Genomic DNA, 10978 nt, shown 5'->3' on the forward strand with positions numbered 1-10978 from the left:
TCAAAAAACAATTCTATATTTTGAAAAGGTTTACATTGATTTTTTGGCTTTTTTCTTATGAAAATTGTATAGTCTTGCTTGTTTTTTCACAAGGAATATAGTATATTAAACCTGTAAATAAAATTAAGATGTCGGAGGAAATGTTATGGCAGAAAAAAAAGCTGTAAAAAAAGAAGCCCCAAAGGCTGAATGGACTAATGAACAGATTGATGCTCATATTGATGAGTTAGTTCAAAAAGCATTAGTTGCATTAGACAAATTTGAATCTTTTGATCAAGATGCTGTAGATTACATCGTTGCAAAATGCTCTGTTGCTGGATTAGATCAACATGGTGTTTTAGCTGAAGCAGCTGTCAAAGAAACAGGTAGAGGTGTTTTCGAAGATAAAGCTGTTAAAAACTTATTCGCTTGCGAATATGTCACAAGTAATCTTCGTCACTTGAAAACTGTAGGAATTATCAATGAAGATCCATTAACTGGAATCACTGAAATCGCTGAACCAGTTGGTGTTATCTGTGGTATTGTTCCAACAACAAACCCAACTTCTACAGTTATTTTCAAATCTTTAATTTCTTTAAAGACAAGAAACCCAATTATCTTCTCATTCCATCCATCAGCATATGAATGTTCAGTTCAAGCTGCAAAAGTTATCAGAGATGCTGCAATTGCTGCTGGAGCTCCAGAAGATTGTATTCAATGGATTGGTGTACGTGGATCAATGTATGCAACTAACGCATTAATGAACCATCCAGGTGTTGCAACTATCTTAGCAACTGGTGGTAACGCAATGGTTAAAGCTGCTTACTCTTGTGGTAAACCTGCTTTAGGTGTTGGTGCTGGTAACGTACCTGCATATGTTGAAAAAACATGTGTATTAAAGAGAGCTGTTAATGATATCGTATTATCAAAATCATTTGATAATGGTATGATTTGTGCTTCTGAACAAGCTGCAATCGTTGACCAGGAAATCTATAATGAATTTAAAGAAGAAATTTCTCGTTTCAAAGTTTACTGGGTTAACGCAGAAGAAAAAGCAAAACTTGAAAAATATATGTTCGGTGCTGAAGCATATAGTGACAAAGTTAACGAAGTTGGAACTGTTAATGCTGCTGTTGTTGGTAAACCAGCAACTTGGATTGCTGAACAAGCTGGATTCAAAGTACCAGAAGATACTCAAATCTTACTTGCTGAATGTAAGGAAGTTGGTCCAAATGAACCATTAACAAGAGAAAAATTATCTCCAGTATTAGCTGTATTAAAAGCAACTTCAACTGAAGATGGTATTGCTAAATCTGCTGCTATGGTAGCATTCAATGGTTTAGGACACTCTGCTGCTATTCATACACAAAATCATGATATTTCAGTAGAATTCGGTTTAAAATGTAAAGCAATTCGTGTTATCGAAAATGCACCATCTACATTCGGTGGAATTGGTTCAGTTTACAATGCCTTCATTCCATCATTAACATTAGGATGTGGATCTTACGGTCACAACTCAGTATCTAATAATGTTAGTGCTGTAAACTTATTAAATATTAAGAGAATAGGGAGACGTAACAACAATATGCAATGGGTTAAACTTCCTCCAAAAATCTACTTTGAAAGAAATTCAATTAGATATTTAAGAGATATGAAATACATGGAAAAAGCCATGATTGTTACAGACAGAGGTATGTACAATCTTGGATATGTTGAAAAGATTGAAGATGTTATCAGAAGAAGACGTAACAAAGTTGACTTAGAATTATACTTCGATGTAGAACCAGATCCAAGTATTGATACAGTTAACGAAGGTGTTGAATTAATGAGAAAATTCCAACCTGATGTTATCATTGCATTAGGTGGAGGATCCTCAATGGATGCTGCAAAAGTTATGTGGTTAATGTATGAACATCCAGAAGTAAACTTCGATGATATCAAACAAAAATTCATGGATATCAGAAAACGTGCATTCAAATTCCCTGAATTAGGTAAGAAAGCAAGATTAATCTGTATCCCAACAACTTCTGGAACAGGTTCAGAAGTTACACCATTCGCAGTTATTACTGATAAGAAAGCTAATAAGAAATATCCATTAACTGACTACGCATTAACTCCAACTGTAGCTATCGTAGATCCAGAATTTGTTATGAGTTTACCACCAGCAATTGCTGCTGATACTGGTATTGACGTTTTAACTCATGCAATTGAAGCATATGTATCAATTTTAGCTTCTGACTTTACTGATGGATGGGCTAAACAAGCTGTTAAGATGGTATTTGATTACTTAGAAGAATCAGTGAAGAAAGGAACTCCATTAGCTAGAGAAAAAATGCATAATGCTGCAACAATCGCAGGTATGGCATTCGCTAATGCATTCTTAGGTATGAACCACTCTATGGCTCATAAGATTGGTGGAGAATGGCATATTCCTCATGGACGTACAAATGGTATCTTATTACCACATGTTATTAGATACAATGGTACTGTTCCAACTAAATTAAATATCTGGCCAAAAATTGAAAACTATAAAGCAGATGTTAAATACATGGAATTAGCTCAATTAATTGGATTAAAACCAAAAACTCCTGCTGAAGGTGTAGAAATGTTCGCTGAAGCAGTTGAAAAATTATGGGTAAGCGTTGGTGGAGCATATAACGTTAAATCTCAAGGTATTGATAAAGATGCTTGGGAAGAATCAGTTCATAGAATTGCTATGAATGCTTACGAAGATCAATGTACTCCAGCTAACCCAAGAATGCCTATCGTTAAAGATATGGAAGAAATCTTACACACTATTTATGATTATGAATCTAAATATGCTGTAAAAAATGAAAAATAATTTGAAAAAGGCATAACTTTCGAGTTATGCTTTTTTCGTTCGTGAAAATATTGTATAATGAGCTTATATTGAGGAATGGAGGTAATAAAAATGAGTTTTCCAAAAGATTTTTTATGGGGAGGAGCAGTTGCTGCTAACCAGTGTGAAGGAGCTTATCTGGAAGATGGAAAAGGTTTATGCGTTCCTGATATGCTTTTAGGTGGAGATGTCAATACCCCAAGAACCTTTCTGCCTAAAACTGATTCTACAGCTTTTTATCCTAGTCATGAAGCAATAGATTTTTATCATCATTATAAAGAAGATATTGCTTTATTTGCTGAAATGGGATGGAATGTTTTTAGATTTTCAATTAACTGGGGTCGTATTTTCCCTAATGGGGATGATGAAGAACCTAATGAAGCAGGTTTAGAGTTCTATGATCATGTTATTGATGAATGTCATAAACATGGTATTGAACCATTAATTACTTTATGTCATTATGAAATTCCATGGAATATTGTCACAAAATATAATGGATTTACAGATCGTAGAGTGATTGATTTATTTGTCAAATATGCCACAACATGCTTCAAGCGTTATAAAGACAAAGTTAAATATTGGTTGACTTTCAACGAAATTAATATTGCATGTATGGGAGAAGGTGGAATTGGAAACCTTTATGGATTAGGAATGATGGATCCTGATGATGTTCATTCAGATCATCGTATTCCTTTAACAGAGTTGAAAAGCGATCCACAAAAAATGTTTGAAGCATTGCACAATGAATTTGTTGCAAGCGCATTAACTGTGAAAGCTGGACATGAAATTAACCCTGATTTTATGATTGGAAACATGATTGCCCATACAACTGTATATCCATTAACACCAAACCCTAAAGATATTTTAGCTGCATATGATGAAGATGACTTCAAGAATAATTTCTGTGGTGATGTACAGGTACGTGGAGAATATCCATCATATATATGGCGTTATTTTAAAGAACACGGTATTGATACTTCTTATATTACTGAAGAAGATAAGAAAATTTTAAAAGAAGGAACTGTTGACTTCTATACATTCTCATATTATCAATCTAATTGTATCACTGTAAGCAAGGATGTAGAAATGGCTCAAGGTAATATGACAGTAGGAGCAAAAAACCCTTACTTAAAAGCGAGTGATTGGGGATGGCAAATTGATCCTGATGGATTGCGCTATACATTAAAATTGTTGAATGGACGTTATCCACATACACCATTAATGATTGTTGAAAATGGCTTGGGAGCATTTGATAAAGTTGAAGAAGATGGTTCTATTCATGATGATTATCGTATTGCATACTTAAGACCACATATTGCTGCAATGAAAGAAGCCATTGAAGATGGTGTTCCTCTTATTGGTTATACAACTTGGGGACCAATTGATTTAGTATCTGCTGGAACAGGACAATATGCAAAACGTTATGGATTTATTTATGTAGATCGTCATGATGATGGAACTGGTGACTTCTCAAGAAAGAAGAAAGATTCTTTTTACTGGTATAAGAAAGTCATTGCTTCTAATGGTGAAGATTTAGACTAAAAAGAAAAAGGACGACTGTCCTTTTTTTGTATCATTCTATTTGTTTTTCCAATCTTCTAGCATTTTTAAAGCTTGATCTAGAACTTTTCCACCATCCATCATACCATAAGTACGCATGTCAATAACATCAACAGGGATAGCATTTTTAACTTGTTCTTTAATAGAGTTTAAACGGAAACGGACTTGAGGTCCAATCAGTAATACGTCACATGGTTCATTAGCGTATTCAGTTGTTAATGCTGATTCACTAACAGCCCAAATTTTTGTGTCTAAACCTCTTTCTTGAGCAGCTTTTTCCATTCTTGTTACAAGTAAGCTTGTTGACATTCCTGCACTACATGCTAACATGATTTTAATCATATGATTATTCCTCCTTGTTTATTATATTCTTCATATAAATATTATACACCTAACTCTCAATTTGTGAAATATCAAAGATAGAAATTTATAAATTTATTGACTTATGCGTGACTCTTGATTAACATAGATAAGAGAATAAATGTAAAGGAATTTGTATATGAAAAAGAAAGATATGATTTTTATTATAGGCTTATGTATAGTGATTGGAATAGCTTATGCTATCTATCAGTTTATGCAGGGAGATAAAGGGGATATAGAAGTTTATTATCATAATGAAGTGATTGCAACCATTGATATTTCAAAAGATCAAACATATACTTTTGAAGGCGATTATGGACAATTTCATTTGGAAGTGAAAGATCATCAATATCATGCTGTTGAGGTTGAATGTCCAAATCATGATTGTGAAAAAATGGGATGGATTCAAGAAGGAAGTTCCAAAGCTATTATTTGTGTTCCTAATGATATTTATGTTATACAGGCTGATGTAGAACCTCAATATTAAAAAGATATTAAGCAATTGTTCACAGAAAATTCACACCCTATGGTTATGATGATAATGTCTTAAGACAAGACATATAATAATAATAATAGAAAATATAGACGACCCTCTCCCTATACATCAATTCGTCTATAAAATCAAAAAGAACGTCTCCCCACGTTCTTTTTTTGATGATGAATAAAAAGTTCACATAAAGTTCTCATGAAATTCACAATGAATTCATATGGCTGGGTTAATATATAAGTGTCTTAAGACAAGACATATAATAATAATAGAAAATATAGACGACCCCTCTCCCTATACATAAATTCGTCTATAAAGTAAAAAAGAACGTCTCCCCACGTTCTTTTTTATATGATATGAAAATGTTTTAATGCATGATATATACCATCTTGATCAACGGCAGTCGTTATATAAGAGACTTTTTCAAAAAGGTCAGGATGACTATTTCCCATCGCAATAGATTCATGTGTGTAACTGAGCATGGATAAATCATTCATAGAGTCACCAAGACTTATTGTATCTTCAATAGAATAACCTAACTGATCAATGAGATATTGAATACCAGTTGCTTTAGAGAAAGGCTTAGGAACAATTTCTAAAAAATCGACATCACGTTGAATGATTTGAAAATCATCTTTAAGAAGGTCCTTAAAGGCTTCAATAGGTGTGCTGGATTGATACCATACTGTAAATTTATCAAATGTGATATCATCATGATATGAGAAAGTGTGGACAGAAAAACCGATGTCCTGATATCTTTTTTTGATTTTTTGAATAAAAGGATGTTTTAAATCTTGTGAAAAATAGACACCATCTTTTCCTTCCAGCATAGCATCTACCTGATATTGTTTAATGCCATGAATAACTTTTTTTCTGAATTCAATATCTAATTGATTATGAAATAGAACTTGTTGGTGATACTGAATATATGTACCACAACCACAAATATATCCATCAAAAGGAATATCTGTAATGATGGAATCAATTGTTGAAATAGGACGTCCTGTGTTAATGAAACAGAGGTGTCCGTTTTTTTGTGCCATTTTGATAGCTTCTATCGTTGATTGAGGAACAGTCATTGTTTTTTCATCTAGTAATGTTCCATCAATATCAAAAAATATCATTTTTTTATGCATAAGAATCCTCCCTGCTTATTATCATAATCTATAAGAGAGAAAATGGTCAAGAGATAATGCTGATGTTATATTGTAAAAAAATTATCCCTATGATATAATTTTTTAAACTATGAAGAGGGGTTGATAGAAATGTATAAGATTTTACACAAAGAAAAACTCAATGACGTTGTAGAGTTAATGGTTGTTCATGCACCCCATGTATCAAGAAAATGTGAACCTGGACAGTTTATTATTTTAAGAGTTGGAGAAGATGGAGAAAGAATACCATTAACGATTGCAGATTTTGATAGAGAAAAAGAGACAATAACGATTATATATCAGATTGTTGGATATTCGACAAAAGCTTTATCATTATTAAATGAAGGTGATGAGATTACTGATTTCGTTGGACCATTAGGAGAACCAACAAAATTACATGCATCTAAACATGTTGTCGGTGTTGCTGGTGGTGTTGGAAGTGCACCATTATATCCACAGTTACGTGCTTTAGCCCAAATGGGTGTTGATGTTGATGTGATTATTGGTGGTCGAGAAGCGCAATATGTTTTATGGGCTGATGAATTTAGAAAATTCTGTAAGAATGTTTATATTACAACTGATGATGGATCACTTGGAAGAAAAGGCTTTGTCACACAAGTTTTAGCTGATTTGATTGATCAAGGTGAAGACATTGATGAAGTGATTGCGATTGGACCAGTGCCAATGATGAAAGCAGTTGTTGGTGTGACAAAACCTCACAACATCAAAACATCTGTGTCTTTAAACCCAATTATGATTGATGGAACAGGAATGTGTGGATGCTGTCGTGTCAGCGTTGATGGTAAAATCAAGTTTGCCTGTGTTGATGGACCAGACTTTGATGGATTACAAGTTGATTTTGATGAATTGATGGCACGTCAAAGAATGTTTAAGGAAGAAGAACATCAAATGGATGAGAAAGCCAATCGTATGTGTAATTTAATGGGAGGTGTTCAATAATGCCTAATATGTCATTAGAAAAAGTCAAAATGCCTGAACAGGAACCACAGGTCAGAAATCATAATTTTAAGGAAGTCGCTTTAGGATATACCAAAGAACAGGCAATGGAAGAAGCAACAAGATGTCTCCATTGTAAACACAGCCCTTGTAAAAATGGTTGCCCAGTTGGTGTACCTATTCCAGAATTTATTGCTGAAGTGGCTAACGGTGATTTTGAAAAAGCTTATGAAATTATTACAAGTGAAAATGCCTTGCCAGCTATTTGTGGACGTGTCTGCCCACAGGAAAATCAATGTGAAGGAAAATGTGTTCGTGGCATCAAGGGTGAATCAGTAGGAATTGGACGATTAGAAAGATTTGTTGCTGATTATCATAGAGAACATGGGCAGAAAAAAGATAATCACATTGAAAAGAATGGGAAAAAGGTCGCTGTTGTCGGAAGTGGACCAGCTGGTATGACATGTGCTGGAGAATTAGCAAAGAAAGGTTATGATGTCACTGTTTTTGAAGCTTTACATAAAACAGGTGGTGTCTTATCATATGGAATTCCAGAATTCCGTTTACCTAAAGATCTGGTTCAAAAAGAAATTGATGGTGTTGCCGATTTAGGTGTACGTTTTGAAACAAATGTTGTTGTGGGACGTTCTATTACAATCGATGAATTGCAGGAAGAAGGTTATGAAGCTATCTTTGTTGGTAGCGGTGCAGGACTTCCTCGTTTTCAGGGAATTCCTGGAGAAAATCTCAATGGTGTCTATGCAGCAAATGAATTTTTAACACGTGTGAATTTGATGAAAGGATATGAATTCCCTAAGCATCCAACACCAGTGAAAATTACGGATACAGTTTGTGTCATTGGCGCAGGAAATGTTGCTATGGATGCAGCAAGAACTGCAAAACGATTAGGTGCAAAGAATGTCTATATTGTCTATCGTCGTGGTGAACAGGAAATCCCTGCCAGAGCAGAAGAAGTGCATCATGCAAAAGAAGAAGGTATTATCTTTAAGCTGCTGACAAATCCGGTTAAAATTGAAGGTGAAGACGGATGGGTAAAATCTATGGAATGTGTAGAAATGGAACTTGGAGAACCTGATGAAAGTGGTAGAAGAAGACCAGTTGTAAAAGAAGGTTCAAACTTTGTGATTGAAACAGGAACTGTTATTGTTTCTATTGGACAGAGTCCAAATCCATTAATTAGACAGACAACACCTGGTTTAGATACTCAAAAATGGGGTGGAATTATTGTAGATGAAGAAACAATGAAAACATCTAAGGATGGTGTCTATGCAGGTGGAGACGTTGTTACAGGTGCAGCGACTGTTATTTTAGCAATGGGTGCAGGTAAAAAGGCAGCTCATGCCATTGATGAGGCATTAAAACAAAAATAAAACAGGACATAGAGCCTCATGATTCATTGAAATCATGAGGCTTTTCGCAATCCTTCTTGAATTTTCTATATTGTGGAGATATCATTTAAGATGGAAGGTTTAATAAAATGTGATATGTCTGATTGATAAAAGTAGACAGAAATGGAGGCAAAAATGAAAGTATTAATGATTAATGGAAGCCCACGTGTAAAAGGAAATACACAAACGGCTCTTGATGAAATGATTAAAATTTTTAAACAGGAAGATATTGAAGTGGAACTTATCCATGTGGGTCAAAAACCAATAAGAAGTTGTATAGCGTGTTTGTCATGTAAGAAAACTGGTCAATGTGTTTTTGATGATATGGTGAATGAAGTGGCTACAAAATTTGAAGAGTGCGATGCCCTTGTGGTAGGAACGCCAGTTTATTATGGATCTGCCAATGCAACATTAATAGCCTTTTTAACAAGATTGTTTTATAGCACATCTTTTGATAAAACAATGAAAGTTGGAGCTAGTGTTGTTGTAGCGAGACGTGGTGGTATTTCTGCAACATATGATGAAATCAATAAATTCTTTGCTATTTCTGGTATGCCTATCGCTTCAAGCCAATATTGGAATGCTATTCATGGAAGAGAGATTGGAGAGGTTCAAGAAGATCTTGAAGGTTTACAGACAATGCGTGTTCTTGCAAGAAATGTTGCTTTTTTAGTGAAAAGTATTCATGATGGAAAAGAAAAATATGGATTGCCTGATAAAGAGCCATTCCATGCAACGAATTTTATTCGATAGAATATTTAAAGAGGTCATAATGAAGTCATTTTTTGATGGTGATTCATTACGACCTTTTTTGTTGTTTATCTACCGGTTCAATTGCTTGATGTAAGATTTTATTCTGATTGGTTTTACAAAGCTGGAATATTTTAAATAATACATTGACTTGGTATGTGGGATTGTGACTTTAAAGATAGAAAAATTATAAAATTATTTTACTGATTAGGTATCTTTGAATGCTCATTTATAGCAAGATATTGTTGGGATTCAAAATGATTTCCAAGCCTACTTTATTCTTAGCTTTCATTGGATATGTTTATAACTTTGAAGATGAATTTCATTTGTCTTATTTAACTGATATTCATCAATCAGATAACAAAAAAAGATAACTGAATCATATTGAAATCATACGATAAAGTAGATATCAACATGATGGTTATCTTTATTTATAAAATAGCCTGGCATGATTCTCTTTCTATAAGATAGCAAGGCAGTTGAATACGCATTGGTAAAAGCTTTGTGTGATCCTTGATAGCCTGATGTAGTAATCTAGCTCCAAATTGCCCCATATCAAATGATGGTGCATAAAATGTTGTGAGTGGTGGATAAGTATAATTGCTGGCATCAATATTATCAAAACCAATAATAGAAATATCAGTAGGAACACGATAGCCATAATCATTCAAAGCCTTCATGGCTCCTATCGCAATAGGATCGCTTGCTGCAAAAATTGCCGTTGGCAGTTGTTGAGAATGGATCATATGAGACATCATGGCATATCCTGATTCACTTGTGAATTCACCTTCTAAAAGATAATTTTCATAGTCAATATGATATTCTTGAGCATATTTGATAAAAGACTTTTTACGTATATCATCATAAGGTTGACCATCATCAAGATATTCAACAGCGCCCAAATAACCAATTTTTTGATGACCTAAGCCATGAAGATATGTTATCGCTTGTTTAAGGGCTAAATCAAAATCAAGAATAATCGAACATTCTTTAATATTTTCATAATCCATATCTAATAAAATAATAGCATCATTGTATTTTTTGAGAGTTTCTATATGATTTTTACTGAATTTTCCTAAGCAAATGATGCCATCAATACCTTTTAAAGATTGTTCAATATCTACATCATCTTTAAAAATGCGTTTCAATATAACACCATTTTTTGCACAATAATCCTCAACACCATGACGCAATGTTAAATAATAAGGGTCATTAATTTCCTGTTGCAGGGAATACCATTGAATCAGACAAATATGAATGCCAGGATCACTCTTTTTTTTCTTTTGATATTGAAGTGTCTTGGCTGCATTCAATACATTATCGCGCGTTTGAGCAGGAACGCTTAATGTAGGATCGTTATTTAAAATTCTTGAAACTGTTGCTATGGAAACTTGAGCCATTTCAGCGATATCTTTTAATGTTGCCATAAGAGACCTCCTTATTGCTTTATTATATCGAAAAT

At 33.9% G+C, this 10978-nt stretch carries 9 protein-coding genes; 6 read left to right on the plus strand and 3 right to left on the minus strand.

What is annotated here, in order from left to right; all coding sequences use genetic code 11:
- Window positions 1-145 precede the first annotated feature (145 nt).
- Both adhE and ACZYT4_RS00890 read left to right on the plus strand, forming a co-directional pair.
- Window positions 146-2821: a bifunctional acetaldehyde-CoA/alcohol dehydrogenase gene (gene adhE, locus ACZYT4_RS00885; protein ID WP_463781730.1), complete on the plus strand. Its 2676-nt coding sequence runs from the start codon at window positions 146-148 to the stop codon at window positions 2819-2821.
- Window positions 2822-2911: 90 nt separating this feature from the next.
- Window positions 2912-4381, plus strand: a complete 1470-nt coding sequence (locus ACZYT4_RS00890) for a glycoside hydrolase family 1 protein (protein WP_463781731.1) — start codon at window positions 2912-2914, stop codon at window positions 4379-4381.
- Between the two features lie 36 nt (window positions 4382-4417).
- On the opposite strand, the gene ACZYT4_RS00895 is transcribed toward ACZYT4_RS00890, so the two are convergent.
- Window positions 4418-4741 carry a PTS sugar transporter subunit IIB gene (locus tag ACZYT4_RS00895; RefSeq protein WP_463781732.1) on the minus strand — a complete coding sequence of 108 codons (324 nt, stop codon included), beginning with the start codon at window positions 4739-4741 and terminating at the stop codon, window positions 4418-4420.
- A 157-nt stretch (window positions 4742-4898) separates the two neighbouring features.
- Here ACZYT4_RS00895 and ACZYT4_RS00900 point away from each other — a divergent pair, with 157 nt between their 5' ends.
- Window positions 4899-5246, plus strand: a complete 348-nt coding sequence (locus tag ACZYT4_RS00900) for a NusG domain II-containing protein (RefSeq protein WP_463781733.1) — start codon at window positions 4899-4901, stop codon at window positions 5244-5246.
- 347 nt (window positions 5247-5593) lie between these two features.
- Here the strand turns inward: ACZYT4_RS00900 and ACZYT4_RS00905 are convergent, their stop codons facing one another.
- Window positions 5594-6382, minus strand: coding sequence for a Cof-type HAD-IIB family hydrolase (locus tag ACZYT4_RS00905; protein ID WP_463781734.1), 789 nt, complete (start codon window positions 6380-6382; stop codon window positions 5594-5596).
- A gap of 129 nt (window positions 6383-6511) precedes the next feature.
- Between ACZYT4_RS00905 and ACZYT4_RS00910 the strand changes: the two genes are divergently transcribed.
- The 3 genes from ACZYT4_RS00910 to ACZYT4_RS00920 all read left to right on the plus strand — a co-directional run bounded on the left by ACZYT4_RS00910 (window position 6512) and on the right by ACZYT4_RS00920 (window position 9519).
- The gene (locus ACZYT4_RS00910; RefSeq protein ID WP_463781735.1) at window positions 6512-7360 is read left to right on the plus strand and encodes a sulfide/dihydroorotate dehydrogenase-like FAD/NAD-binding protein; all 849 of its coding nucleotides are present in this window, start codon (window positions 6512-6514) and stop codon (window positions 7358-7360) included.
- Window positions 7360-8748, plus strand: a complete 1389-nt coding sequence (gene gltA, locus ACZYT4_RS00915) for an NADPH-dependent glutamate synthase (RefSeq protein ID WP_463781736.1) — start codon at window positions 7360-7362, stop codon at window positions 8746-8748. The genes ACZYT4_RS00910 and gltA overlap by 1 nt, the downstream gene beginning before the upstream one ends.
- Before the next feature lie 153 nt (window positions 8749-8901).
- Window positions 8902-9519 (plus strand): flavodoxin family protein, encoded by a 618-nt coding sequence (locus ACZYT4_RS00920; protein ID WP_463781737.1) that lies wholly within the window; start codon window positions 8902-8904, stop codon window positions 9517-9519.
- A gap of 428 nt (window positions 9520-9947) precedes the next feature.
- On the opposite strand, the gene ACZYT4_RS00925 is transcribed toward ACZYT4_RS00920, so the two are convergent.
- Window positions 9948-10943 (minus strand): LacI family DNA-binding transcriptional regulator, encoded by a 996-nt coding sequence (locus ACZYT4_RS00925; RefSeq protein WP_463781738.1) that lies wholly within the window; start codon window positions 10941-10943, stop codon window positions 9948-9950.
- Between the last annotated feature and the right edge of the window lie 35 nt (window positions 10944-10978).

Source organism: Massilimicrobiota sp. mt181 (assembly GCF_055420065.1).